The 26,649-nt window shown below is 46.4% G+C and carries 20 protein-coding genes; 6 read left to right on the top strand and 14 right to left on the bottom strand.

Features of this window, described 5'->3' with window-relative positions; all coding sequences use genetic code 11:
• Window positions 1–89: 89 nt before the first annotated feature.
• From rpsB to sucD, 14 genes are all read right to left on the bottom strand, one after another.
• Window positions 90–851, bottom strand: a complete 762-nt coding sequence (rpsB, locus tag ADIS_RS14805; protein ID WP_010855409.1) for a 30S ribosomal protein S2 — start codon at window positions 849–851, stop codon at window positions 90–92.
• Window positions 852–908: 57 nt separating this feature from the next.
• Complete coding sequence (gene rpsI / locus ADIS_RS14800) at window positions 909–1,295, bottom strand: 30S ribosomal protein S9 (protein WP_010855408.1); 387 nt, start codon at window positions 1,293–1,295, stop codon at window positions 909–911.
• A 12-nt stretch (window positions 1,296–1,307) separates the two neighbouring features.
• Window positions 1,308–1,751: a 50S ribosomal protein L13 gene (rplM, locus tag ADIS_RS14795; protein ID WP_035806237.1), complete on the bottom strand. Its 444-nt coding sequence runs from the start codon at window positions 1,749–1,751 to the stop codon at window positions 1,308–1,310.
• Between the two features lie 183 nt (window positions 1,752–1,934).
• The gene (locus ADIS_RS14790; RefSeq protein WP_010855406.1) at window positions 1,935–2,645 is read right to left on the bottom strand and encodes an RluA family pseudouridine synthase; all 711 of its coding nucleotides are present in this window, start codon (window positions 2,643–2,645) and stop codon (window positions 1,935–1,937) included.
• A 761-nt stretch (window positions 2,646–3,406) separates the two neighbouring features.
• Window positions 3,407–5,167 (bottom strand): hypothetical protein, encoded by a 1,761-nt coding sequence (locus ADIS_RS22395; protein ID WP_010855403.1) that lies wholly within the window; start codon window positions 5,165–5,167, stop codon window positions 3,407–3,409.
• 160 nt (window positions 5,168–5,327) lie between these two features.
• Complete coding sequence (locus ADIS_RS14780) at window positions 5,328–7,187, bottom strand: hypothetical protein (protein ID WP_035806236.1); 1,860 nt, start codon at window positions 7,185–7,187, stop codon at window positions 5,328–5,330.
• Complete coding sequence (locus ADIS_RS14775) at window positions 7,178–7,864, bottom strand: hypothetical protein (RefSeq protein WP_155907507.1); 687 nt, start codon at window positions 7,862–7,864, stop codon at window positions 7,178–7,180. The genes ADIS_RS14780 and ADIS_RS14775 overlap by 10 nt, the downstream gene beginning before the upstream one ends.
• A 29-nt stretch (window positions 7,865–7,893) precedes the next feature.
• Complete coding sequence (locus tag ADIS_RS14770) at window positions 7,894–8,895, bottom strand: hypothetical protein (protein WP_010855399.1); 1,002 nt, start codon at window positions 8,893–8,895, stop codon at window positions 7,894–7,896.
• A 3-nt stretch (window positions 8,896–8,898) separates the two neighbouring features.
• Complete coding sequence (locus ADIS_RS14765; RefSeq protein ID WP_010855398.1) at window positions 8,899–10,284, bottom strand: MBOAT family O-acyltransferase; 1,386 nt, start codon at window positions 10,282–10,284, stop codon at window positions 8,899–8,901.
• Window positions 10,285–10,413: 129 nt separating this feature from the next.
• The gene (locus ADIS_RS14760) at window positions 10,414–11,874 is read right to left on the bottom strand and encodes a PhoPQ-activated pathogenicity-related family protein (RefSeq protein WP_010855396.1); all 1,461 of its coding nucleotides are present in this window, start codon (window positions 11,872–11,874) and stop codon (window positions 10,414–10,416) included.
• An 80-nt stretch (window positions 11,875–11,954) separates the two neighbouring features.
• Complete coding sequence (locus tag ADIS_RS14755) at window positions 11,955–13,472, bottom strand: c-type cytochrome domain-containing protein (RefSeq protein WP_155907505.1); 1,518 nt, start codon at window positions 13,470–13,472, stop codon at window positions 11,955–11,957.
• Between the two features lie 42 nt (window positions 13,473–13,514).
• Entirely contained in the window at window positions 13,515–14,897 is a 1,383-nt protein-coding gene (locus ADIS_RS14750; protein WP_010855393.1) for a DUF1552 domain-containing protein, read from the bottom strand.
• Between the two features lie 93 nt (window positions 14,898–14,990).
• Window positions 14,991–16,955 carry a DUF1592 domain-containing protein gene (locus ADIS_RS14745; RefSeq protein ID WP_010855392.1) on the bottom strand — a complete coding sequence of 655 codons (1,965 nt, stop codon included), beginning with the start codon at window positions 16,953–16,955 and terminating at the stop codon, window positions 14,991–14,993.
• A gap of 204 nt (window positions 16,956–17,159) precedes the next feature.
• Window positions 17,160–18,041: a succinate--CoA ligase subunit alpha gene (sucD, locus tag ADIS_RS14740; RefSeq protein WP_010855391.1), complete on the bottom strand. Its 882-nt coding sequence runs from the start codon at window positions 18,039–18,041 to the stop codon at window positions 17,160–17,162.
• Between the two features lie 129 nt (window positions 18,042–18,170).
• On the opposite strand from sucD, the gene ADIS_RS22390 reads away from it, so the two are divergent.
• The 6 genes from ADIS_RS22390 to ADIS_RS14710 all read left to right on the top strand — a co-directional run bounded on the left by ADIS_RS22390 (window position 18,171) and on the right by ADIS_RS14710 (window position 26,466).
• On the top strand, window positions 18,171–21,602 hold the full coding sequence (locus ADIS_RS22390) for a sensor histidine kinase (protein ID WP_010855390.1): 3,432 nt from the start codon (window positions 18,171–18,173) through the stop codon (window positions 21,600–21,602).
• Between the two features lie 39 nt (window positions 21,603–21,641).
• Window positions 21,642–22,817, top strand: a complete 1,176-nt coding sequence (locus ADIS_RS14730) for a hybrid sensor histidine kinase/response regulator (RefSeq protein ID WP_010855389.1) — start codon at window positions 21,642–21,644, stop codon at window positions 22,815–22,817.
• Between the two features lie 8 nt (window positions 22,818–22,825).
• Window positions 22,826–23,461, top strand: coding sequence for an ABC transporter ATP-binding protein (locus ADIS_RS14725; RefSeq protein ID WP_010855388.1), 636 nt, complete (start codon window positions 22,826–22,828; stop codon window positions 23,459–23,461).
• Between the two features lie 2 nt (window positions 23,462–23,463).
• Window positions 23,464–24,684, top strand: coding sequence for an ABC transporter permease (locus ADIS_RS14720; protein WP_010855387.1), 1,221 nt, complete (start codon window positions 23,464–23,466; stop codon window positions 24,682–24,684).
• A gap of 19 nt (window positions 24,685–24,703) precedes the next feature.
• Entirely contained in the window at window positions 24,704–25,132 is a 429-nt protein-coding gene (locus ADIS_RS14715) for a hypothetical protein (RefSeq protein ID WP_035806234.1), read from the top strand.
• A gap of 293 nt (window positions 25,133–25,425) precedes the next feature.
• Window positions 25,426–26,466, top strand: a complete 1,041-nt coding sequence (locus ADIS_RS14710) for an alkane 1-monooxygenase (protein WP_010855385.1) — start codon at window positions 25,426–25,428, stop codon at window positions 26,464–26,466.
• Window positions 26,467–26,649: the final 183 nt, after the last annotated feature.

Below are 26,649 nucleotides of genomic sequence, written 5' to 3'. Positions count from 1 at the left end.
AAGTGGGGACAGGGTGTCAGTCAAAAACAAAAAATTGAACATCAGGTCATCCGATGTTCAATTTTTTGAAATACTAAAATCATTGTGGATTACTCGTTTGACTCCGCGTCAACTGCTTTTTTTGCCTCCTCTTCTTCAGAGAGTTTTGCGTCGTCTTTATCTTTTTTGCGTTCTGCCAACCCTTCCTCTATGGCTGCACCAAAGGCTTTCACCAGGAGAGAGATTGATTTGAATGCATCGTCATTGGCTGGGATAGGAAAATCCACCTCATTTGGGTTGGAGTTTGTATCCACCAATGCAAAAACAGGGATACCAAGCTTTTTTGCTTCGGATATCGCAATGTGTTCTCTTTTGATATCTACTACAAACAATGCCGAAGGAAGTCTGGTCAGGTCGGCAATACCGCCCAGTACCGACTCAAGCTTCTCACGCTGGCGAGTGATCATTAGTCGCTCTTTTTTTGCCAGGTTTTTGTAAGCTTCGTCCTTCATCAATTTGTCGATGGAGGACATCTTCTTCAATGATTTGCGGATGGTCGCAAAGTTGGTCATCATACCACCTAACCATCGCTCGGTAACGTAGGGCATTTTTAGCCTTCTTGCTTCCTCCGCCACCAAATCTTTGGCTTGTTTTTTAGTAGCTACGAACATTACTTTTTTTCCGGAGCGTACTATCTGCTTGATTGCGTTGGATGCTTCTTCAAGGCAAACAAGCGTTTTGTTTAGATCGATGATATGGATCCCATTCTTCTCCATGAAGATATAGGGTGCCATTCTCGGATCCCACTTTCTCGTTAAGTGTCCGAAGTGAACACCAGCATCCAGTAAGTCTTTGTATTCTATATTGGCCATTTAATAATTAAGATATATAGGTTGTTGTATCGAATATAGTAGATACAGCCCCAACGATTAACGTTTGGAGAACTGGAATCTTCTTCTTGCTTTTCTTCGGCCCGCCTTCTTACGTTCCACCATACGAGAATCCCTGGTAAGGAAACCTTCCTTCTTTAGGGGGGGTCTGTTCTCACCGTTGATTTCGCAAAGTGCCCTGGAGATGGCCATTCGGATGGCTTCCGCCTGTCCTTTGATTCCTCCTCCATCTACATTGATGGCAATGTCGTAGGCACCGTCCTGATTTACGAGTGCCAAAGGCTGCTTAACCACAATTTGATGCAGGTCAAACGGAAAATACACCTCCAACGCTCTTTTGTTGACGGTGATATTGCCATTTCCCGGCTTCATGTAAATCCTTGCCACGGATGTTTTTCTTCTTCCGATCGTGTTAATTACTTCCATTGACGGCTGACGTTAAAATTTAACTTCTTTTGGTTGCTGTGCGCTGTGAGGATGCTCCGAACCGGCATAGACGTGCAGGTTGGTGTACAACTGCCTGCCCAAACGGTTTTTGGGAAGCATGCCCCGAACCGCTTTCTCCACCAAGGTGATCGGAGACTTCTCCATCAAAATCCGGGGAGTGGCAATACGCTGACCACCTGGATAACCGGTGTGGCGCACATATACCTTTTCGTTCCACTTCTTACCTGTCAGCCTAACCTTTTCTGCGTTTACAACAATTACGTTGTCGCCACAGTCTACGTGGGGAGTAAAATTAGGCTTGTGCTTACCCCTTAAAATCTTTGCCACCTCACTGGCAACCCGACCTAGCACCAAGGAATGGGCATCCACAACCACCCACTCTTTTTGTACCGTAGCCTTGTTCGCCGAAATGGTCTTATAGCTTAAAGTATCCACTGTTTAAATGTTTAATTATTAGCTTGTTATATACAGTTCACCCTCAAAAAGGGACACAAAGATAGATGTAAATAAATTTATTTGCAATACATTGCCAACTTTAGTGCCTTATTTTCACAAGTATAGGGAAAACCAAGTGCTTTTTACCGCTTCTTTGCCTCCCCCTTGCATAGGAACAATGATTTAGCTGAACCGCTCCAATTGTTTTACCAAAACCGCAAAATCCTTCGGATAGGGTGCTTCGATGGTGATTTTGCTTTCATCCATCAATCGGAACGTAATCGCCTGCGCATGTAGAGCCACCCGCTGCATTAGAGGTTCTTCTTCGGTGCCTTTCTTAAGGTTAAATTTCCGCTTGAGCTGGGAAAGGTAGGCAGGTTTTCCACCATACAGCACGTCGCCGCAGATCGGAGCGCCCAAGAAGCTTAGGTGAACCCGTATCTGGTGCATCCTTCCTGTGATAGGATTGCAGGATACCAAGGTATGGCGGGTGTAGGTTTTTAGCGTGTCAAAGTACGTCAGTGCCGGTTTGCCATCAATGCTGACCTTCACTATTCCCTTGTTGTTTGCATAGAGGTTTCGGTCTGCGATGGTCTGTTTGAAATCGTGGATTCCATCCACTACCGCGTGATAGATCTTTTCCACGCTCCGATCTTCAAACTGCATGGCCATATGCCTGTAGGCGTCGGGGTTTTTGGCGATTACCAAGCAGCCCGATGTTTCCTTGTCCAGGCGATGGCAGACCTGGGCGTCCGCTACATACTGTTTGGCCAGCTGTAAAATATTCTGCGCCTCATGCCGATCCTCTAACGTGGGCATGTAGGGAGGCTTGTTGATGACGATCAAGTCATCGTTTTCAAACAGGATAAGGCTGTTAAAATCAGTTTTTTTCATTGCATGCCCATTCTTCTTCGGGCTGCAAAGCTAGCCATTTAAAGGCAATGCATGAAATCCAAACTGGATTTATGCAGGCATTATAGTTTGGTTCTGCTGCTACTCCACGAAACAAATCTCACCGCTTTTTTGCTCCTTCCTGTGGCAAACTGACCAATCAGGTATTTGCGCGTATCACCCAACGAGTCTGAATCGATTAAAAAAACAGGAAAAACCCTCGTTTTTTTCGATGATGGCGAAGAGCTTCTTGTTCCGGTCGGTCTTCTGTCCAAGCATGTAGTCACGGAATGAATCGGCATTCATGGCTCCACGCAGATTGTCTGCTATTGTCTAAAGGGTTTTCCTAATCTATCTTGGCCTTTTTCTGTCATTTGCCTGCTTTGAGGAACCTGTCTTCCTTCCAGGAGGCAGGGTTGTTTAAAATGTATGCTGTAATTGTTTGATAGGATTTGTCATCACGTATAATATGGTCACAAAATACGCGGCATTCCACCCGTAATCCCAAAATGGGGCACGGGCAGAGTCAATGCGGTATTTGTTTTTGAACCTGTCCATATCAATCGGTTAGCTTAGGAAGCAGCCCTGCTTTGCATCAATCTCTTTTTATGCACCTTCACTCGCACTATTTTCTACGCCTATTCCTCAATGAGCGAATCTACAGACGAAAATCTACCTGCTAAATATAGTAAAATCTACCTGCCTGATTGAGTAAATGCCCGCAGTGTTAGATACCTTCCTTCAATCGCAAAATAGGAAGATACTTATGGGTAGGACGGCAGGGCAAACAGTACCTTTTTTTCCTTTCGGTCGATACCAATAAGCCCGCCACTTACCGGGTCAATGGCAATGCCCTGCCCGGTAAACGGTGCCGGAAAGGTACCCCTGTATTCCAACACGGTTCCCACGTTGGGGATTTTCACATAATAGACTTCCCTGTCATCGTGGCCGGTTATCAGAAACCCTTCCCGGTAGGCCACACCTCCGGAGACGCTCATGCTGCCTAAGTTGCGGAGCACCTTCTTCGGAAAGGTGAACCTGCTTATCTCCTGCCATTCCGAGTCCCATTTTACCAGATAACTCGCGGCGTTGTTTTCTTTGTAATGGGCAAACATGCCCCACCAGTGCTCCTCTTGGCGAACCACCCAAGTGAGACTGCCGTCTGTTTCGCCAAAATCAACCACCGTACAAAGATTTCCCGATCTCGGGTCAAAGCTGCGGATATCACTTTGGTCGGGCTTTTGAGGGTAGTTGGAGTGGGCCATATACAACAGTCCATCAAGAAAAAATCCGCTGTTCAGATGTATCGTGCCCGGGACACTTACCAATTTTTGAAGTTCTCCGGATTTACGTTTATACTGTCCGATTTGGGTATTGTTGATTGCATAAACGTACAGACTGTCAGCAGCTGCCGCCTGATGGGCTTCTTTGGCATAAAAGGCACTGTACAGCTTCCACTCATTGGGTAGTGCATCGGGATTCAGGGCTTGTTCTACATGAAAAATATTGACTCCTGCGGATGAATCCAACTGATAGGGGGCAGAAAGGATGGCCAGTTTGGCATTTTGATAATGTAGTCCGCCTGCAGCCTTGAAATCAGCCTCTAGGGAAGGAACGAAGGTCTTTGAGCCCAATTTTTTCAGCGTGACGGATTGCTGCGGAAAGGAGTCTATTTTTTCTGGCAAACCGGATGAATAGGAGCTCACTAGCGTAAAATCAGGACTTGCCCAATTTTCTTTTTCCCCGATTTCAATAGAGAAGATGTCTGCCACCTGCCTATTTTCGGAGGTTTTGGCAAACCCGACGAGGTACAGGGTCCTGTCTTCGGAAACCAGATTAAGGTTTTGGTAGGAGTGCCAGGCTGGGTCAGACCAGTCCTGTCTCGGTAACTGAGCGATTTCCACGGTTGCGATTGGCTGGAAGGCCGCGGATTGGAGGCGGAAGGCATTTTCGGAAATAGCGTAAAAATCCAGGTTACGGGCATCCCAATCGGCCACTACAAGCAGCACGGAACCTTGGTGTGAGGTAATGCCCACCGCCCCGGCCGTTGATCGTTCGTAAGGCCCGGACCGCTCCACGGTATATAAGGGGTTTGTCCAGGTATCCACTGACATGGATAAATCATAGACCAGTACCTTGGAGCTGTTGCGCTGGTGGTTGTCTTCTATGCCTACCGCTAGATGGTCTTGAAAAATCTGAAAGCCACCTGCATGTCTGTAGGGGGCCATCAATAGGGTGTCAATCGAAAGAATACGGGACGTTCCTCCCTGTAGATGCGCTTTGGCCATGTAGGCGACATGGGAAGAGGATCCGGACAGGTAGGCGATGGTGTCCCCCTTTTCTATATGAAGCTGAATCCCTTGGATATGGCCTCCCCGGGGATCGAACGAGGGGATGTCCTGAAAAGCATAGTCGACAGGGTGTGAAGAAATCCTTTGAAAATCAAAAAATAGGCATTGATTGGAGAAGAATAGCTTTAAAACAAGTAACCAAGGAAGAATGAAAAGTGTAAGAAACGGATGCATGAAAATTGAATGAATAGGTTATCGGATTGGTTTTGAGGTAAAAATACAATAAATCCTCGGTAGTCCGAATCATTTTCCAATTCGGTTAATTTGCCATCTGAGTTGGCATTTGTAGGAAAGCCAGACAAATCATTCGCCAAATTGCCAACGGCATTTGATTTCAAACGCCTGGTAACCGGAGTGTTGTTCGGCGATCCCATCGGTGTCTGGACTTGGCGAGGTTCAATAGCAGCCTGGCTTGGATAAACCCACCCGAAAGATCAGTACCTCCATAGTTTCTGAAAAATGTATGGTTACTGATTACCTGAAGAGCGACAAAGCTACCTCCTTCTCCAAACGTTTTTAATCCAATGCCATAATTTCCTACAGGACTAAAAGAAAGCCTAGCAGGTAGCTCATTTTCGCGATCCATCTTTACTGTGGTGATTTGGGCAATTCCCAATCCGGAGAGTAGATGAATTTGAGTGTTGTTGGTATGAAGTAAGTTCCAGCAATATTCAATCCCCATCGAGAAATAGCTAAAATGATCCGTGGTTTGAAGTTCGTCAAGGTGCACAGTTTCGTAGTTGTTCTTAACGCTGTTGATAAAGGTGCCGCCGATCACAACGTCGATGCTGCTCAAGTCATTGGTGATTCCAAAGTGGAAATTCAGCACAGGCCGTCCCCCAACTACAGCGAGATTACCGAAAGGAACCCATGATCCAAAGCTAAAGGCAAAAAAGCTGTCGAAGATTTCTTCGGTTTTTTTTACAGCATCCTGGTAACCCGAGTGAAGTGAGCTGTCCTTTGTTTGAGTCGATTGGAGAGAGTGGAAGAAATAATCGATTTCCCCTGAATACAACGAGGCGATCAGGTGCGCGTAACTCTCCTCAGGAAATCGTCGCTTAAGTTCCCTTGCCCATTGAATCAACTCTTGATCAAATTCGTGCGAAACTGCATTGTTTCGTTCGAAGGCTTCGTCTGGAAAAAAGTTGGGCCGCTTGGATCTATGCTCCATTAGCGGGTTGATTCGTAACTCAAAGTATTCCAGGTAATCGAAGAAATCCCTGTCTATGTCTATTTCGGTAAAAGCTCCCTTTTCCATCGCAATTAGGTGTCCGAGTCGATAGATAGGTTCGATAAGGCCACACGAACCCTTCCAGATAGCAGACAACTTTTCAATTTTTTGAAAGTTTTTTTGTTTCCTGTAGGTTACGATTAATTCGGAGAAATCCCTTGACCGGACAGTGCAGTCACTTGTTCTCAACACCATTTGCTCGTCCCATTCTGGAAGGGAAATTTCTTTTCGTAAGTTAAATAGCTCCTCTTGTGCAAAGAATGGTACCCATATTTTCAAGACATGAATCTGATATTTGTTCAGTTTGCGTTCAACATGTCCCTGATGAGCTTTGTAGGCTTCTGCTAGTGGGAATTCCCTGTATGGCGATTTGGCCATGTACTGCGAAAATAGGTCGGGTTGGTTGGCATAGATCAGTGCCAATAGGTAGGGGCTTGATTTTGGGTCAAGTGTAGACAACAGATTTCTGGCCCACGCCTCTGTAAATTTATCAAAATCTCCACCAAGGCCCATAAATCCCAATTGCTCTAGGTATACTTGTGAGTAAATAGCGGAGAGTTTTGTCGATTGTGCTATCGATTGCCTGTCTTCATAGGCTCTCACATAGTCCAATAAGGTATCGTCTATCAAACTTTCGTGGAAGCTGGAGTTGGCCAAGGCCGTCAAAATTCTAAGTCGAAATACAGGCTCTGATAAGCCACAGTAGGCTTCCCAATAATCAGTTAATTCGCTTAGCGAGCCGTAATTGCTCTCCTCCAATAATCGTTTGGAAATAGATACTACATTTAAGGGGATGTCTTCGCATCGGACGGGGGTCTCTCGTAGGATATCGTTTTCCGTAGAGGTTTGGGAGAAAGATAGGCTAAAAGGGAGATTTACGTAAAAAAGAAGAACAATGAAAACCTTGAAGTTGGCATTGGCCAGTAGGTGGGTTGGTTTGACGAGCAGATCCATCATTTCCATCGTTTGAAGTAATCTTCCATCGATATTCTTGCCAGTTCCTGCCAGTTTTCCTCTGTTATCATTATTGCGGAAGGCAGTGCCTCAGCCTCTCTCCTGGTGTCGGTTCTCATCAGTTCACTCGTGTGCAGTGCTTGGCTACTGTAAACGATTTCATTTTCATGTACGATGTACACAATGAGATTTAGATAAGTAACCAGGTAGAAGCCATTGGATCCTGACATCCCACCAGAAGTAATGTAGCCGGTAAATGCAATTCGGTTTAGGATATACAAAAAGGGGATTAGCTTGTAAGTGCCTTTGGATTGCCCGGCCACTTCTTTGATCCAGTCGCTGTTTACACGTCGGGTTCTGACCACATATTTTTTTATGAACGTGCTATCAATGTGATTTTTGCCCAACTCCAGTCGGTCTTGGATCGGAGCTCCCAGGTTTTTAAAGGAGGCGACTAAAATCTGCATGACACTGTCCGAATTCATTTCCATGGGCTCGTTCTCGGCTCCGAATGATAAATGGGTACGGGTATTGTAAAAAATGTAATCTGAGACAACCAGCGTATCGTTTGGAGAATAACTTTTTAAAACGGTACTTTTTCCCCGGCTTAGTTTTCGATAGTCCTTTACGCACCCTGAAACAATCGGCACCAAACACAATAGACAGAGCACCCATTTTGTTTCCATGGCAAAAAGGAGTAGGACAGATCTAAGGACTATGGATTTAACGGTTTTTTATAATGCCCAGGTTCTTTTTCAGAGGGATAGTTTTTAAAATGGCCAGTTTTTTCCAACTCTTGGTTCATCAGTGACAAAAGCCTCTCTTGGCCTAGCTCACTGAGATGTCCGTGATCGATGTAGTTTGATAGATCTTTGTTAAAGGCAGAGGGATGTTGGTTTATATTTATCAGCAGCACCTTGTCGGGATGGCGCAGAGGCATCTCAGTGATTTTTGTCCAATAGCTGTCGAGGATTTCCCGGTTAGCCCGATAGATATCGGCTGGAATAGGATGGAAATAGAGAAGAATACGGGCTTCTGTTTGATTGATTTGTTCCAATAAGGATTGCAGGGAGTGCAGTCCTTCCTCGTGGCTGGCCAGTCGGGTTAATTCCGGGTCGTGGATCTTTTTCTGTATATGAGAGACAATGTCCGGCACTTCGAAGAATCGGTTGTAATCATTTCGGCCCTCAGAGCTGTATTGATTTTGTGGGTATTTGCTCTCCCAGAGTTTAAACTTCCGTATCAACGCCAATGCATATACGCGAAGGAGAGATACGGAACCCATAGCGGATTGAAGGCCTTTTTTGGCAAGGTGTGTGTCTGTTTTTTCGGTTTCCCCGGTCAGATACGGATGAATGCTGATGATGGCCACTTCAAAATCAGCACCCTGGTCCACGGCCGTAGAATAGAGTTGTTCCAATTGACCAATTCGAGCTCCCATCAAGCTGGCATTGTATATGCGGAATCCCCTAATTCGAGAAGGATCAAGATTGGCGGACAGGGATGCACCCATCCATATCCCATCAAAACATTCAGGGACATACCGGTGCATATGCAGGTACTTACTGTACCTTTCCTCCCCGTGGAGGCCGATTCCTTCGCAGGTATGGTTTCTATAAAGTCCAAAGATGTCGATTTGCCTATTAATCCCTATAACAGCCAACATACCGACCAAGCAGCCAGCCAGTAAAGTCAGAAAATACCTTTCGTTGTTCATCGCCTAGAAGTCAAAATACAGAAAATCCTGTTGGATCATCGAGTTAAGATACAACAAGTTAAGTAGGAAAAGCGAAACGATTAGGATAGCGTAGCGTAGATTTGGTTTAAACCGTTCACCTATCTCAACGCTATTTGGGCAAAAAAGGAGTATGATGCCTATTAGCCAGACGGGGGAATCGTATTTGTTGGCGACCAGGAAGAATTCGGAAGATCCCGGATGCTGTACAATCATCCGCTCCAACAGGGTAAAGGCATCTGAAAAGTCTGCCGCCCGAAAGAATACCCAGGTGAAATTCACGAATAGAAACGTGAAAACGATCGCCAAGGCATTCGGAACCTGGAAACGAAACCTTTGCAGGAGTTGGTAAAAGACCAATGCCAACCCATGAAGCATTCCCCAGATAACAAAGGTCCAACCGGCCCCGTGCCAGATTCCCCCCAGCAGAAAGGTCAGGAATAGGTTTCCCAATGTTTTTGGGGTGCCCTGTTTACTTCCTCCAAGGGGGATATACACATAGTCCCGAAGGAATCTGCCCAGCGTGATATGCCAGCGCCGCCAAAACTCCTTGATGTTTTTGGATTTGTAAGGGGAGTCAAAGTTGATGGGTAAGCGGATGTTGAACATCAATGCGAGGCCAATGGCCATATCGGAGTATCCGCTGAAGTCAAAATAGAGTTGGACAGCGTAGGCCAGGGATGTAATCCATGCCTCTTGGGTGCTTAGAAGTTCGACGCCGGCGTAGCCGGTATTTGCGACGACACCAAAGGTGTCTGCTATGACCACTTTTTTAGCCAGTCCCATTAGAAAGATGAAAAAGCCCTTGCTAAGGTTAAAGCCGTTTATCCGAAAGTTGGCCGGAGAACTAAACTGCAGCATCATCTCCCGGTGATGCACGATGGGGCCGGCCACAAGTTGCGGAAAAAACGAAACGAAGACTCCGTAGCTGATGGGGTTGTATTCCGAGGTTAGTCCCCGATAACTGTCCACTAAATAGGCGATTTGCTGAAAAGTGAAGAAGCTGATTCCAAGGGGAAGGACTATTTCCACCAGAGGCCATTGTTGCCGGGTAAATTGGTTTACTGTTTCGATAAAAAAGTCTACGTATTTGTAATAAAACAAAAGGCCTAGATTTCCACTCAGGCCAAGCATCAGCAGCGTTTTTTTGAATGGATGGGCGGGCAGTGCTTTTCCAAGTCCGAAATTCACCAACATAGAACCTATAATCAGTACCGAGTAGGCCGGGTTCCACCGGGCGTAAAAGAACATGGAGGCTGAAAGAAGTAAAATTTTCGCACTAAGGCTTCCCACTAACCTGCTTATGAAAAAATAAAGGCATACGGTTAGCGGTAGGAAAAGAAAGATGAATTCAAAGGAATTAAAAAGCATAATCTGTTCATGGTTTGACGGCACTCTTTGTTGAACAAGTGCGCGTTCGTAGGCTAAAGATACCGTGGGAAATCCAAAAAGTAAAAGGCCTGTGCAAAGCGAATATCTGCACAGGCCATCTTTCTTATCTTATTTTTTGGGGGTTCCTCTTGGCTTTTCCGGTTTGTACGGGTCAAAAGGATAGGTTTCCGGAAGTACTTTGACACCGGTAGTCAATTTGATGGGGGCTTTTCCAGCGTAGGTAATTTCTACAAAGTGTCCTTTCCAGCCTTTATCAGGGGCTTGGATAGGTATCTGGTAGACACCGTTTTCCTGTACGGGGATTACGGTGTCCATCCATTTAGGTCCGAATACATCTATTCGAAAATCCCTCGCCTCCGGGTTATGGGCTTCCCAAAGTTTCACTTGTACGGGTGGGTTTTGCGGATCTACCGTCACTTTTATGTGGGTATCGGTCACCTCCCAACTGTATTCCGGTCTTGCTTCATCCATAAGAATGTGCTTATAAAATCCAAGCAAGATCTGCATGGCATCAGAGTTGTCCAGCGAGTGTCCAGCATTTGGGATGTACACCAAGTGCTTCTCACCGGAAAGATCGTCCCAGTAAAATTTCCAACTATCTGGAAGGAAAAATTGATCCCCGGATCCATTGATGAGTAGTTTGGGGATATCCCGGAACACCTCAATAAATGAGTAGGGCTCAGTGATCTCCAGCAAACGGTCATATTCCTCCGAACCCATCCAGTCCATGATTCCCTCACGGACGTAATCCTTTACGGCCGGTGCCCAAAACCCGTAGCTTCTCCAGTGGTGTTGGAAGGATGGGACGAGGTTTAGGAGATCGATAACGATGGGTGCCATAGCCACCACTCGGTCGTCCATTGCGGCGGTGGTCCAGGTAGTCCAACCCCGTTTTGATCCGCCTGCTACGACGTATTTCCCAAGGTTTAACCCCAATTCTTTTCCGGTATAGTCAACTACGGCATCCATGGAGTGGATGACGGCCTTTGTCATGGGAAGGCGGGCAAGCCAAATGGCGTCTTCATCTTTGGCTCCTCTTTCCATAAACTCTCTCCATCCATACGCAATCAGGCCATCTTCTACCCGGCCCTCTACGGTGTCACCTACAAAAGTTACCGGCTGAAAAGGGATGTTATGCACCTTAATGGCAGGGGAATGCGTAGCCAGCGCAGCTTCCACCAACATCTGATCGGGCTTTTCGGGAAGCTTGGTATTGGTACTGCCACCCGAAATCATCAAAAATGACGTTTCGTGTGCGAGTTTTTTGGGAATTACAAAGGATACCCAGTGCCACCATAATGTCTCGGTAACCTCCTTTTCGGTGAGCCAATGCTGCGACTCCAACCGGATTACGTAGTAGTCATAGAGTGCCTCTTCGGCATGAAACACCATTTCGTACCGGGTTGCGGGATCCGTGCTTTCCACGTATTCCCTTAGCGGGTCGCTTGGGTTGGAGTCACTTGGATCTGTTTGGGTTTCAGAAGAAGGGGATTGGCACCTAATAGAGGCAAGAGCGGCAAAAACCAGGATTATCTGACTCAGCCGTTGTTGAAAAGTTTTTTTAGTCATGATCTGTGAGTTAATGGTTTGATACTTGTCAGCGTACACAATAAGATAGTACGTAGATGGACAGCATCTGTACTACTCGCTTACCTGAAAAGTGGCCCCTCTTCTAAGAAAAAGGTAATGTCGGGCCTGTAGGCTTGTAAGGCATGGATGATTTCTGGTTTGACCGGCGTGCCAAAAACATATACTTCCTTCAGGTTGGGGATATTCAGCAGGTGAAAGATATTTCCAGGATGTATAGGCGAGAAGGATATGCTCAGCGTCTCTAAATGTTCGTGGTTGTGAAAGTACGGAAGGCCGGATCCGTCGACGCGGGTTTTTTGAATAAACAGCCGCTGAAGATTTTTCATTTTGGCAATAAAAAATAGTTCATCATCGGAAATGTCCGCCGATGCAAGGGAAACGGAAGAAAAATTCATAAAGTAAGGCTCCAATGCCAGTAGCTCTTCATTTGAAAAGCGGCGCGGGGGAAACTTCATGCGCAAACGAAAAAACGGGCCTTCTGCTTCGGGATCCCGTTCGATATGGACGTTCAGTTCTTCCGCGAGGGTAGCGAGTGAACTTGCTGCTTCCTCGAAAGCTTCCTTCTCCAGAAGCATGCGCCGTTGGTTTTGCTGCACTTTTGGGATTAGGGATTCGAAGGATATAGCCACCGCAGGATCTTCCAAAAACTCGGGTAGCGGTTGGTTTTGGGGTGCACCGACTTCTATCCAGAGGCTTATGAGCGAGATTTCTTCTGTCGTTAAGCCGGGTTTTCCCTCCGGAGGCATTCTTTCATCGTCATCTTCTGGAAGGTGTACCCGTATCAGTAATTCGCTTTCTTTTGGATTTCCCGGGATTAAAGCGGGTTTTCCACTTTTTCCGGATTTCAGTAAGTTCCCATAAGAGGTCATCAGCAAATCCCCTTTGGTTTTGTTCTCGTTATGGCAATTCAAACACTTGGCGTCGAGGATAGTGTGAATCAGGTCTTCGTACACCAGCATTTCCTCCGCCGGCTTTAGCGCGACTTGTCTGGTTGGGAATATTTGGGTCAACGGCTCGGTGAGAAAATCCTGACCGTGGGTAAGGGAACCTCCTACATGGCTCGTATAAGCGAGCATGCCATTGGTAACCAGCAAAAGGGATAGGAATATTGGACTTTTCGTGTTGTTTTTATATTTTTTCTCCCGGAAGAAAAAATAAGCGGTGGTGAGGCAAATCCCCAATCCGGTGAGCACACCTCCGCGTAGGTGATTTTGTACTTGAATTCCCGAATAGTTGTCTGAGGCGTACAACAGGTAGCCAGCCACTATGGATCCGAATGCGGAAAAACAACCCAGCAGCAGCATACTTTTTATCAGCAGTGGTTGGGAAAAAGTACTGTGAAGGAACCCTGCTACAACAAATAAGGTCGTGAGGAGGATGACTACAATGGGGAAATGCAGTAGTAACGGGTGCAGTCTTCCACCAAAAACCCAAAGGGCAGAGCTACCCTCAAAGGAATCTGGAAGAAAGAAAATGCCAATGATGAGAAGGGCGATCACAAGAGGAACCGACATTCCCCAGAATCCATACCATGAAGATCTGGATTCTGGGGAACTATCCGTGCTGGGTTTAATCATACGTATACGTGCCAAGCGGCAAATCGACAGGGTTCCCTGGGCTTAAACTAAAATTTCGTGAAGGGTTCTTGTACTGTCCGCAAACTTGGCGGTGTTCATCCCGACGGTTTGCATCCAGGTGGTATAGAGGTTTGCTAGGGGCGTGTTGTCTTCAAAAATGAGGTTCTGCCCTGTTTTGATTTTTCCACCTCCTCTACCGGCCACGATGATGGGCAGATCTCTTGGAGAGTGCCTATTTCCGTCCCGAAGGCCTGATGCAAACATGACGAGGGAATTGTCCAAGAGGGTTCGATCGCCTTCTTTGATGGATTTGAGCTTCTCACAAAAATATCCATACTGCTCAAGGTGCCATTTGGTAATGCGGTCGTATTGTTCGAGGTTGTTTTCATTGTTCATGTGGTGGGAAAGCGAGTGGTGGGCGCCGGTTACACCATCCAAAAAGGAGAAGTTCCGGTTGCTTACCGAATTGCCGTACATGAAGGTAAGGACCCTTGTAGCATCGCTCCAGAGGGCCAAGGCCATGATATCGTACATCAGGCGCGTCTTCTCGGTCACATCGATTCCGGCATTCAAATCGGTAAACTCCTCTATGCTGATGTGAAGGCGGTTCAACTCCTTACGGATATCAGGAGTTATTTTGCTTTCAAAGTCTTTCAGGTTGCCTTGATTGGAGATGCGTTTTTCGATGGAGCGAATCGACTCCAGGTATTCCTCCAGCTTATCCTGATCGGATCGGCCCAGGTTGTTTTTGAGGGATTTGGCGTCTTCTTTTACTGCATCCAATATGCTGTGCTTGTGCGGGTTTTCACCCTTTGGGGTTCCGTCTACAAATGATTTGAAAAGCCTGTCAAAGGCCAAACGCGGGTCAATTTCCTTGGAAAGAGGCGTGGTTGGGGTCTTCCAGGAAATACTGGAGGCGTACAGCCTCGTAAAGCCGACGTTGATGTCCACTCCCGTAGCAATACGATCCAGGCCATACTCCAGGGAGGGAAAGAGTGTTTCGTCCTTAAAGTGCCCGGCAATTAGTTGATCGACGGATACACCTCCGGCATTGATGTTGTCTCCGGCGGTCTTGGTGATGGGCATGGAGGTAAGGAGGTTGGCATCCTTTGCATAATGTCCGTCTGCTCCCTGGAAAATGGAGTTCTTGTTCATCATTTGTCCAAGCACCAAAATATCGTTCTTTAGGGATTTGAGTGGCTGTAACGTGGGCGAAAGCTCAAAATGAGTCCCGATTCCAGAAGGAGTCCACCGGTCTGGATGTACCCCGTTTGGCATAAAAATGAATGCCGAGCGAACTGGGTAGGCCGGATGGCTGCTCGCTGTGGCCGAAAGCGGAAACATCGCGTCCAAAAAGGGGAGCGCGATTGCCGCTCCCACACCCTTTAACATTTTTCGTCTGGAGATTTGCCACTTTTTTCTCATTTCCCTATGGTTTAATTGGGTTATTAATCTTGATAACGAGCAAGTTAGGTTGTTTTTCTGCTAATTCAAAGCCTAAATTGATTGCCCCTTGATTTAAATTTCTGTGGATCGCTTCTGAAAATCCTTGATCTTCATGCGGAACGAATAACTTTTTACCAGTTCACTGATAAAGTACTTTGGGTGGAAATCATGTGTCAGTAAATTCTCGGTCAAGTCGCGAATGGCAATCTCATCCGAGAACAACACGGATCTTCCCACTGCATAGGAAAGGAATCTGCTGCTTAGATTACGGGCAAATTTCTCCCTTTCTGCCAAGAGGAGCTTCTTTAGCTCGCTTGGCCCGGCAAATGTTTCTCCGGTACTGAGTACCCCGGATGGGTCAATAGGGATATTGCCGTAGCTTTCCCGCCATTTCCCGACCGCATCGAAGTTCTCCAACCCAATTCCGAGCGGATCCATTTTTTCATGGCAGGATTGGCACGCAGGATCAGATCGGTGCCGCTCCAGAAGCGCCCGCAAGCCAAGATCTTCGTGCAATCCATCATCTTCCGGTAGCTCACTGACATCTGGAGGTGGAGGTGGCGGGCTTATGCCCAATATCTCCTCCATGACCCATTTCCCCCTAAGCACCGGACTGGTTCTGGTAGGTAATGAGGTCACGGTAAGCACACTTCCCATTCCCAGCAATCCGCCTCTCGTACCGTCGGTGAAATGCACTAATTGAAAGTCATTTCCTGTTACGTCATTTAGTCCATAGAAGTCGGCAAGATCCTCGTTAACAAAGGTATAGTTGCTGTTTATCAGATCGAGGAAGTTGTTGCTTTTAGTCAATACATGGTGGAAATACGCCGTTGTCTCCTTATACATCGCTTCCTTGATGGCCTCTGTAAATTGGGGGAAACGTTCGGTGTCTGCTAAAGGAGCATTTGGATCCTTAAGTTTGGTAATGCCCAACCATTGACTGACGAAAGACTCGGAAAAACGCCTTGCTTTCGGGTCATCTAGCATTCGTTCCACCTGTTGTTCCAGCACCTGTTCCGACTGTAGTTTTCCTTCCGCCGCAAGTTGAAAGAGTTCTTCATCCGGCATGCTAGACCACAGGAAATAGGACAGTCTGGTGGCAATCTCAAAATCATTCAGAGGAACCGGCTTATCCAGGTCAGGCTCTTCTTCCATTTTGTAAAGAAATGAGGGGGCAATAAGAATCGCTTTGTACACCTCTGCCATACTCCTGTCAAACCGCTCTGGATTTTTGAAATTGGCATTCGCGGCGTATACCTCTTCAAAAAGTTTTGTGAGCTTGCTTTTTTCTTCGGCTTTTAGGTATCTCCTGTAGGCCTTACTGGCAAAGGGGTAAATCACTTCTTCTGCGGCTTCTTTTACCCGGACGCTGGGGTTATAATCTGAATTGAAAAGTGACCTAAACCAGTCGATGATTCGGTGCCAGAGCGTTGTTCGAAACACAATAGGCACTGCACTGCGCCACTTTTCGCGATCTTCGTAGAGTGCCTCTACGATCTCCTCGGCGGCATCGAAGTAGCGCTCCATCTTGAGTGGCGTAAAAAAGAGTGCACGCCCCTGATTATCAAATCCTCCCCCGCCGGAGCCATCTGATGGAAACCGGTTTTTGGCATCAAAACTGATTCCTGTGAGATCCAAAACGGTGTAATGATATTCGGTATGGTTTAACCGGCGAATGACCACTTTGCCTGGAGTTTTGTTCTCCAGTGATTTGATAAGTATTCCATTTACCCCTTCCACTAGGGTGTGGTACTCATCGGCAGAGAGAGGGGGTTTGTTGCTGGGAGGCATCGCCTTTCCCTTTATTTCATCGATTACCTTCAGCCAAAATTGCCCATCTTTGATTACGCGGCCCTCCTCTTCGTAGATTTCAAGGTTTACGCCTCCCTTTGGATTGCCTACATTGTGGCAGGAGTAGCAGTGATTGCGCAGGACGGGGATAATGTCTTTGGTGAAGCTCAGCGTTTCTTGAGCCTTTGCCTCGGAGACGATCGCAACTCCGACAACCAAACAGAAAAAAAAGCCTCTTAATTTCATTTTTGACAAATATCCGCCCTAGCGTATTGAAAGGTATTAGCCGAAAATATAGGTAAAAATTAGTTTTTGGACAAAATACTTTTGATGAAAGGAGAATAACCATGCCGATGACCCGAAAATATGGAAGCAAGCATGCCGGACGCAAAAAAAAATGCTGGTCAATCGTTGCATCGACCAGCATTACAATGGCAGTAAGGAGGGCGTTTAGGCGTCAACACCAAGTGCCTTTGCCATAACTTCTCCGATTTCTCCAGGGGTTTCGGCGACGTATATACCATTCTCCCGCATAATCCTCATTTTTGCTTCGGCTGTATCATCTTTTCCGCCAATGATGGCACCGGCATGACCCATCCTTCGTCCAGCGGGAGCCGTCTGCCCGGCGATAAACCCAACGACGGGCTTCTTGTTTCCGTTTTCTTTGATCCATCGGGCTGCATCTGCCTCGTAGTTTCCTCCGATTTCCCCGATCATGACGATGGCATCGGTTTCGGGATCTTCCATCAGCAGCTGTACAGCTTCTTTCGTGGATGTTCCTATAATGGGATCTCCGCCTATACCTATAGCGGTAGATACGCCCAATCCTGCTTTGGAGATTTGGTCTGCTGCTTCGTAGGTAAGTGTGCCCGATTTAGAAACCACACCAACCCTACCGGCTTTGAAAACAAAGCCTGGCATGATACCTACTTTTGCCTCTCCGGGGGTAATCACTCCGGGACAGTTAGGGCCAATCAAGGTTGCCCCTTTCTTTTTCACATAGGGCTTCACCTTCATCATATCCTTAACAGGAATTCCTTCGGTTATGGTAATAATCACTTTTATTCCTGCATCAGCAGCCTCCAAGATGGCGTCGGCGGCAAACGCCGGCGGCACAAAAATGATCGAGGTATTCGCCCCCGTTGCAACAACTGCGTCTTCGACGGTGTTGAAAACAGGTTTGCCCAAATGGGTGCTTCCACCTTTACCAGGGGTCACTCCGCCCACCACATTTGTGCCGTACTCGATCATTTGTTGTGCGTGGAAGGAGCCCTCGTTTCCGGTGAATCCTTGCACAATCACTTTTGAACTGCTATTTATCAATACACTCATAAGCCGATTTTTAAGATTTGCTACAAAATTAGAAGTTTACACCCTTTCACAAAAAGAATTGACAAACATTATCAATTTAATTTAGAGAATAGAGAAGTTTTCATAATTTTAAAACCATAACAGCAACGCATGAGCAAATCCCTACCCAAGCTACTTCTTTTTTTTTGGATTGTGGGCTCGTTACATGGACAGACCTTTAAATCCACCAAGCAAATTAGAGGGTTTGATCTCTCCAGTGAGAATGTGTTGGGTATTCAGCAAGACCGAAATGGGTTTGTATGGCTGGCCACGGACCGGGACATCCGGTTTTCGGATGGGATCAGGGAGGAGAGCGTTCCCGATTCCATACGGTTGGCACTAGAAGGCAGCAAACAGGTGTTGGTGGATACGGATGGGTGGGTTTGGGCTTCCCAGACAAAGGGTACGGCACGCGCATTTTTTTTTTCCAATGGTACTTGGCATGCACCTGTATTGGCACTCCCTCCGGCAGCGGCCAACTCGGTGCAGCCCAATATCAAAATGGAGCTGATTGGTTCCGGAAAAGACAAACGATTGGCCCTTGCTTTTGATTTTGAAGTTTTGATCCAAGACTTAGCCGGTAATAGGTTGTTTCATGCTACCGTGGATCCAAAAGAATCGGGTAGGTTTGTCTCTTTTTTTGCTTCCGAGGATCAATCCTGTTTTTTCCTTTTTGAACATGGAGTATATGGGATCAGGGATGGAGAGCTTTTTAGGGTTTCCATGGAGTACAGGGATCGCCAATTGAATATCGTGCGGGTTATTTACAATGACTCGGATGGCTATTTTTATTACTTGGAAAATGATGGCCTATACCGAGGTAGAGATCTTTGGAAGGTGGAGGAAAGGGTATATTCGGGTTTTTCTGACGTAATCAACTCTATAAGAGATGTATCGGGATTGCTGAAATATGGGGCTGATGTCTATTTTTTTTACAATTCGCAACTGTATAAACGGACTGGAAAAACAGGACGAATTACCCGTATTTCTGTAATGGATGAATTGAAGGTTGTCAACGTCCAATCCTGTTTGGTGGATAGAGAAGGCCAAATTTGGATTGGCACGTATAGGGGGGTTGCCCTATTGGAAAGCCTGCGGTTTCAGAATTTTGACCGTTCGGTTGGACTTCCGGAGACGGATATTTCGGCAATCGTTTCCCTTGGGTCCGGCAAATACGTTTTGGGGTATAACAACGGCATCCAGGTTTGGCAGGGAACCAAAGCGGTAAAGGACTTTATGTTCACGACAGGACCACAGGCAACTCTTGGTAGAGTGTTGAACTTTTCACTCGACGCCTTTGGCGGTGTTTGGTTGTCTACGTATCAGACTGGATTAAAGCGATTGGACCGTCAGACGTTGACTTTAAAGGATTATTCTCTACCGGTTGATATTCCCGTGAGTTACGTAGAGGCGGAAGGGGATAGGTTGTATGTGGTTTGTAACGATAAGGTTTTCAGTGCCAAGTTGGGTCCCGGGGGATTGGAATCCGATTTTGAGCCAGCCCTTCCATTTATAGAGGCGGAGAATATGAGGAATTTTATCCGTAAAATCGGCAAATTCAAGGGAAAATGGATTGTCATGGACAACGATGGTATCTCCAATCCCAAACACGTGAAGAGTAGAAGTGCCGAGCATATCCGCATTTCCGGCTACGATTACTTGGCTAGGGCAGATACCCTGTTGATCGGAACGGAGGACGGACTTTTTTTTGTGGAAGGGGATTCCCTGAAGCCTTATATTTACCAAGGGCTAAGTTTCAATGTTCCGATGTACTCAATCAGGCAGGATGAATCAGGAGTACTTTGGCTGGGCACAAACATGGGGGTTATTCAGTTGGGTCCCCACGGGGTAAGGCATTTTACCGAACGCAATGGCTTGATAGGCGACGAGGTGAACAGAGGGGCACTCTGTATCGGGCCAGGAGGTAGAGTGTTTATTGGTACTCAAAATGGGGTATCGGTATATGTGCCGGAAGAAGATTATGTCCGTCGGACTCCTCCCAAGACCTATCTCGAGCGGATCAATGTGATTTCGGATTACTTTGTTTCGGCTTCTCCGACAAATATCCCCTATGCCTACAATAATGTTCAAGTTGAATACAGAGCGGTAAGCTTTGTGTCTTGGCCCCGACTCCTGTTGTCTTATCGACTGAAGGGGCTACACGATGATTGGAAGACCGTTGAAAACCCTAGGGACAATAAGCTGTTTTTGAATAATTTGCCGCCTGGAGATTACCAGTTGATGCTTAAATCCAGCCTGGGAGGGCAGTTAGAGTCGGATATCGTATATGGGGAGCCCTTTCGGGTCAACTATCCCTATTACTTGCAGGGCTGGTTTATCGGAATAGTAGTGTTGGTTTTTGTGGGCCTCGGCATTCTAATCAATTTTCTGTTTGTCCAGCACAAGTATCAGGGCGTATTAAAAAGCGATTTGAATGAAAAGAAAAAGGAAATCCAGAAGACCGAAGATCAGTTCAAAAACGTTTGGAACAGTTCGGAGGATGGGCTGATGCTATCGGTAATAGGCGGTAGGGTTATCGCAGCCAACCCTGCGCTTTGCCGCATGGCTGGCGTGGAGGAGGCTGCACTCATTGAACATGGGTTAACCTATCTTTTTACCGATCCGGGATATTATGCCAAAAATAGAGAGCAAGTAACCAAAGGGATAGACAAAGCAAATGGGGTGACAATCGAAATGAAGATGCCCTTCAAAGCCGGTGAACGGGAGGTGGAAGTGTTCATCACCCGTATGGCGGTTGATTACGAAGGCAAGCCCTTCTTTCTCAATATCATCAAAGACATTACCCAGAAAAAGGAGTATCAGCGAAGTCTACGTCTGGCGAAAGAGAGAGCGGAGGAGGTTAGTAGGCTAAAAAGTAGTATATTGTCCAACATGAGCCATGAGATCAAGACGCCGTTGAATGGTATTTTGGGAAGTGCGGAAAACATATTACTCACCCAACGTGGTAACCCGGCCGTTTTGGAGCAGGTAAACATCATCAAAGAAAGTGGAGACCGCCTTTTACACACAATCAACGCGATCTTGGACCTGTCAAAGATTCAGTCAGACTCGAAAAATATCGATTACCAAGAAGTAAACGTTGACGAGTTTCTGTCCAAGGTTATTTTGCCTCATAAGGCAAGTGCTTTTAAAAAGGGTGTGTTGCTTTCGACAAAATATGGCATCCGCCCATTTACCGCAAAAATCCCCTGCTCTTTCATTGAGATGATCGTCAATCACGTGGTGAGCAATGCTGTCAAATACTCCGAGAAAGGGATGATCACCGTCTGGCTGGGTAGGGAGGATGAAAAGCTGCTCTTGAAGGTAATTGATCAGGGTGTAGGCATAAGTGGCGAGTACCTGGATAAATTGTTCATTCCATTTGACCAAGAGAGCAAAGGGTATGACCGGAAGTACGAAGGGTCGGGGGTTGGCCTTGCCATCACAAAGCACTTGTTGGATCAGCTGTCGGGTAAAATTTCCATTACGAGTGAAAAGGGTGTCGGAACCACGGTTGAAATAGAGGTGCCGCTGAGTAGTTAACCATTTACGTAATCAATAATAATCGCTAATTTTACGTCCATGTTTTCACTGAAAATCTTAATTACCGAAGACGATACGGTTTCGGCCTTACTTTTAAAGAAGGCGTTGGAAAAGAATCATCACGAGATCATCGGCATGGCCGACTCTGGCGAGATGGCATTGGAAATCTTGGAAAACACAAAAGCGGATATCGTCATGATGGACATTAACCTGTCCGGCAAACTGGATGGCATCAAGACGACGGAAATAATCAACGAGCGTTACAGCATTCCGGTTGTGTATTTGACGGCCAGTTCGGATACAGAGACGCTTCAAAAAGTAGCCGTAACCAATCCCAGTGCCTACGTTATCAAGCCGTTCAATATCAGGGAGCTGAACATGGTAATTGAGCTTGCCATTTTCAAGGATCGTAAGGAGAAGGAACTGCAGAATCTGAACAATGAGCTGGAGGAGAAGGTAAAACAGCGTACAGCGGACCTCAACGAAGCGAACAAGGAACTCCAAAAGGCCCTCGAGAAAGAAAGGGAGCTTAGTGAGCTAAAATCTCGAATCGTGCAGAATGTGTCACACGGCTTCAAGACTCCCCTTACCTCTATCCTAAGCTCTGCGCAGCTTCTTCAGATGTATGCGGAAAAAGACCATCCCTTCAAAGCGAAGATCAGTAAACACGCGACCAAAATAGAGAACTCGGTGCGAAGCTTAAACAGTTTACTTACCAGTGTACTGTTTTTTGGAAAGGCGGATGCCGATAAGATGAACTATAAGCCGGTAAAAATCTACACAGCTTCGTTCTTGAAGGATGTGGTCGATATGGTAAAGGCGGGCATTGACAACGAGGTCAAAATTGAGACCACATTTGATAAGCTGCCCAAAATGATTACCTCAGATATGGACTTATTATACCAAATCCTTGAAAATCTTCTGGCCAATGCTGTAAAGTATTCCAAGGATGGTGGGCTGGTCCAATTCAAGGTTTGGGTGGAGGATAGTTTGTTGAAAGCGGAGATTAAAGACTATGGCATTGGTATACCCGAATCCGAACAGGCCCAGTTGTTTGATCGGTTTTTTAGGGGCAAGAATGTGGGACTCCGAGAGGGATCCGGTTTGGGACTATCTATCGTCAAAAAATGCATTGAGGTAATCGGTGGAAAGATTTCCTTTGAATCAAAGGTGTCGGTAGGGACAACTTTTTTCTTGGAAATTCCGATTAAGTAATATTGAATATGATCTTACAAGCCACACAATTATCCTTTGCCTACAACCCTACCGTATCTTTCCAGCTTCCGGACATACAACTGGTCGCAGGAGACGAGCTTTTGGTTCTGGGGAAATCGGGCTCCGGGAAAACCACGCTGCTTAATATTCTCGGAGGCCTGCTTAAGCCACAAAAAGGAGAGGTAAAGGTGAATGGCACATCTCTTTACACCCTTCAAGGGAATTCCCTGGATAAGTTTCGGGGTAAAAACATTGGGATCGTTTTTCAAAAACCTCACCTACTCTCGGCCTTGACTGTGCTGGAAAACCTGGAGGTGGCAAATTACTTTGCAGGCAAAAACAAGAGAGTCTTAATTGAAAAGAATCTAGAGGAGTTGGGGATCGTTCACAAAAAGCAGTCTAAGGTGACTACGCTAAGCGAAGGAGAAGCCCAGCGTGTTTCCATAGCCCGGGCACTGGCCAATGAGCCGAAGCTGATTTTGGCAGATGAACCCACCGCCAGTTTGGACGATGACAACGCGGAGGCTGTTATCCGTCTTTTAAAAAGTCAAGCAAAGCGACTGGGAGCCGCACTCGTCGTAGTAACCCACGATCAACGGGTAAAAAACCATATAGCGAACCACCTGACCATCGGAGATCTGTAGACATGAATTTACTGAAGCTAAGTTGGAAATATCTGGTGGCAAAGCCACTGAATACAGGGTTAAACATCCTACTTTTAGCCTTGGGTCTGGCGATCATCACTGTGCTGCTCCTTATGCAGGATCAGTTCGAAAACAAGATGAACAAAGACGCCGTAGGCATTGACCTGGTCATTGGGGCAAAGGGTAGTCCCTTGCAGTTGGTTCTTTCATCTGTCTATCATATTGATTTCCCCACGGGCAATATTGATATGAAGGAGGCCATAGCAGTGTCCAGAAACCGTTTGGTAAAAAATGTCATTCCCCTTGGGATGGGCGATAATTTCCAAGGTTTTAGGATCGTAGGCACCAACCATGACTATTTGGAGCTATACGATGTGTCCTTTCAGGAAGGACAAGCCTGGGAGGAGCCTTTTGAAGTGGTGTTGGGTGCATCGGTAGCTGAGAAATTAAATTTGAAGCTTGGAGATACATTCATCGGATCCCATGGCATTGGTTCTGCCAGCCATGACCACGATGAACATGACTACGTAGTTAAGGGAATCCTGGAGCGAAAGGGAAGTGTGGTTGACCAACTTATCCTTACGAGTATTGAGTCGGTTTGGTATACCCATGATGAACCGGAGGACCATGCCCTGATGCACCAGCCTGTGGCCAAGACTGGCTTTCCAGAGACCGAAGAAGACAGGGAAGTGACGTCTCTGTTGGTAAAATACAGCAACCCCATCGCTGCGGTCCAACTTCCCCGAATGATCAACAGTAGAAGTTCGCTCCAAGCGGCGTCGCCGTCTTTTGAGATCTCCCGATTGTTCGAATTGCTCGGTGTGGGTGTGATGTTGGCAAAGGGGCTTGCAGTTATCATCATCGGCATTTCCGGACTCGGCATATTTATTGCGTTGTATAATTCGTTGAAGGAGAGAAAATATGACCTTGCTGTGATGCGGGCGATTGGTGCTTCAAAAGGGCAGTTGTTTGTCCATGTCTTGTTAGAAGGCGTAATACTTACATTTTTGGGAGCATTGGTTGGCCTGGCGATCGGACACTTTTTTCTTCTCCTTTTGGTTACCAATTATGATCAGGGAGCCCTTTCTTCGCTAAGTGCTGCGGTTTTTCTGAAAGAAGAACTGTATTTGGTTGTATTTGCGCTGGGTGTGGGGGTAATCGCCTCGCTCATACCTGCATACAATGCGTATAAAACGGATATTGCCACTCAACTGACTAAGTAAAAGAAAATATATGACAAAAATGAAGTATTCGCTGCTGTTCTTTGTTGCTATCTTAATTAGTAGTACTACTCTTCACGCACAGGAATCCGTGTGGAAGGATCTCTCCGAGGTGACCTACAAAATAGGACAGGATGAATGGGGAGAACTATATCTGCCGGTGTTTGGGCCAAAAATCAAAAAAATAGAGGGTACCGTCGTAGAGGCGGATGGCTATATCATCCCATTTGAGGGTATGTTTAAGCCTGAACACATTATTCTATCCTCATTGCCTTTGGCGGAGTGTTTCTTTTGTGGCTCCGGCGGGCCTGAAACGGTGATGGAGGTAATGCTGAAGACACCCATTACCTACACTTCCAAGCGGGTGCGTGTGCGCGGTACCCTCACCCTGAACGATAAGGATCCAGAGAAGCTCATGTATATACTGACAAACGCCCAACTACTCAACTAATTGGGTTTATTGTGCCTTCACCTATCTGACTCTCTGGAGTGAAGTCTAGGGGATCCCTCCTAGGTGAAGGTTTTTTTTGGGCATGCATCCCGTTTTTGTCATATTTTTTAGTTTCTTTTTTCGTATATTTCGACTAGCATCAATCCATTCCTCTGGCCGTCATAGACGATTGATGTCCAGGGTGCCTAGGACTGTTGGTCGAATGTTTGTGGCTTACAAAGTGCCCTGAGGATCTCATAGAGGAAGGCCTGATTATCGTGATTAGGGACAAAAGGAAACCAAGTCGAATCTTTATGAAAGACCTAAAATACCTTATTGCCTACAGTATTCCAGTTTCCGCCTTTCTCGCTATACAGTGGGTTGGGTGGTGGTCGTGGGCTACCGTTATTTTGGCATTCGGGGTATTTCCGCTATTGGATCTGATCCTGCCTTTTTCCAGTGCCAATTATTCGGATGAGGAGGAAAAAAGGCGGGTGGCCAACCGTTTTTTCGACTGGCTGCTCTACCTGTGTCCTTTTATCTGTTTTATACTATTGTATGCCTATTTTCAGCGCATAAGTAGTGCTGAGTTGGGACTGTTTGAGCGGATTGGCCTCACGTTGAGTTTGGGGGTGGTTTTAGGGGCGTTGGGTATCAATGTGTCACATGAGCTTGGTCACAGAGCGTCTAAGTGGGAGCAGTTACTGGCCAAAGCAGGCTTGTTACCTGTGCTTTACCAACACTTTTTTATTGAGCATAACCGTGGCCATCACAAAGCAGTAGGTACAGATGAGGATCCGGCATCCGCTCGTAAAAACGAATCAGTATATGCGTTTTTTATCCGTTCGATTACGGGGCAGTATCGGAATGCGTGGAGATTGGAGCGAATGCGACTGGCAAAGAAAGGCAAGTCCTTCTTTTCCTGGAATAACGGAATGATTCGGTTTACAGTCTATCAGGCTTCGTATTTGCTGGCGGTAGGTTGGTTTTTTGGTTGGGGGATGATCCCGTACGCCATATCTGTTGCACTAATTGGCGTATTACTTTTGGAGACGATCAATTACATAGAGCACTATGGACTTCGAAGGGCTGTCCTGGCCAATGGGAAACCGGAACGCGTACGCGCAAAGCACTCCTGGAACTCAGATCATGAAATGGGACGAATTGTCCTCTTTGAACTGACCCGGCATTCTGACCACCATTACCTCGCTTCGAGGAAGTATCAGATCCTTCGGCATCTGGACGAAAGCCCGCAGTTGCGTACCGGATATCCAGGCAGTATGCTGTTGGCCCTGCTCCCGCCACTTTGGTTTTATCTTATGAACGAAAGACTGGAAGCCCATGGGTGCCAGTAAATTGATTGGTTGAGCGCATGTACTACCTTCCGTTCCTATCTTTTTCTATACCTTATTACATCTTTAGAGGGCTACTGTTTTGTCGTGTACCTAATTTTCAAGCTACACCCTAAAAGTCTATCGTTTGTAAAAATCTACCGCAACTATTATTTGGGTATTTGTTGGTTGCGTGGGGGTTTTGAC

The sequence above is a fragment of the Lunatimonas lonarensis genome (assembly GCF_000390185.1).
Taxonomy (GTDB): domain Bacteria; phylum Bacteroidota; class Bacteroidia; order Cytophagales; family Cyclobacteriaceae; genus Lunatimonas; species Lunatimonas lonarensis.
This window is presented reverse-complemented; position numbering and strand designations above follow the sequence as displayed.

Coding starts and splice junctions, on each gene's coding strand:
- ADIS_RS14725 (WP_010855388.1), top strand. CDS start 22,826: ATGATCTTACAAGCCACACAATTATCCTTTGCCTACAACCCTACCGTA.
- ADIS_RS22390 (WP_010855390.1), top strand. CDS start 18,171: ATGAGCAAATCCCTACCCAAGCTACTTCTTTTTTTTTGGATTGTGGGC.
- ADIS_RS14790 (WP_010855406.1), bottom strand. CDS start 2,645: ATGAAAAAAACTGATTTTAACAGCCTTATCCTGTTTGAAAACGATGAC.
- ADIS_RS14765 (WP_010855398.1), bottom strand. CDS start 10,284: ATGCTTTTTAATTCCTTTGAATTCATCTTTCTTTTCCTACCGCTAACC.
- ADIS_RS14710 (WP_010855385.1), top strand. CDS start 25,426: ATGAAAGACCTAAAATACCTTATTGCCTACAGTATTCCAGTTTCCGCC.
- ADIS_RS14780 (WP_035806236.1), bottom strand. CDS start 7,187: ATGGAAATGATGGATCTGCTCGTCAAACCAACCCACCTACTGGCCAAT.
- ADIS_RS14715 (WP_035806234.1), top strand. CDS start 24,704: ATGAAGTATTCGCTGCTGTTCTTTGTTGCTATCTTAATTAGTAGTACT.
- ADIS_RS22395 (WP_010855403.1), bottom strand. CDS start 5,167: ATGCATCCGTTTCTTACACTTTTCATTCTTCCTTGGTTACTTGTTTTA.
- ADIS_RS14730 (WP_010855389.1), top strand. CDS start 21,642: ATGTTTTCACTGAAAATCTTAATTACCGAAGACGATACGGTTTCGGCC.
- ADIS_RS14720 (WP_010855387.1), top strand. CDS start 23,464: ATGAATTTACTGAAGCTAAGTTGGAAATATCTGGTGGCAAAGCCACTG.
- ADIS_RS14750 (WP_010855393.1), bottom strand. CDS start 14,897: ATGAGAAAAAAGTGGCAAATCTCCAGACGAAAAATGTTAAAGGGTGTG.
- sucD (WP_010855391.1), bottom strand. CDS start 18,041: ATGAGTGTATTGATAAATAGCAGTTCAAAAGTGATTGTGCAAGGATTC.
- ADIS_RS14770 (WP_010855399.1), bottom strand. CDS start 8,895: ATGAACAACGAAAGGTATTTTCTGACTTTACTGGCTGGCTGCTTGGTC.
- rpsB (WP_010855409.1), bottom strand. CDS start 851: ATGGCCAATATAGAATACAAAGACTTACTGGATGCTGGTGTTCACTTC.
- ADIS_RS14745 (WP_010855392.1), bottom strand. CDS start 16,955: ATGAAATTAAGAGGCTTTTTTTTCTGTTTGGTTGTCGGAGTTGCGATC.
- ADIS_RS14755 (WP_155907505.1), bottom strand. CDS start 13,472: ATGATTAAACCCAGCACGGATAGTTCCCCAGAATCCAGATCTTCATGG.
- ADIS_RS14775 (WP_155907507.1), bottom strand. CDS start 7,864: ATGGAAACAAAATGGGTGCTCTGTCTATTGTGTTTGGTGCCGATTGTT.
- rpsI (WP_010855408.1), bottom strand. CDS start 1,295: ATGGAAGTAATTAACACGATCGGAAGAAGAAAAACATCCGTGGCAAGG.
- ADIS_RS14760 (WP_010855396.1), bottom strand. CDS start 11,874: ATGACTAAAAAAACTTTTCAACAACGGCTGAGTCAGATAATCCTGGTT.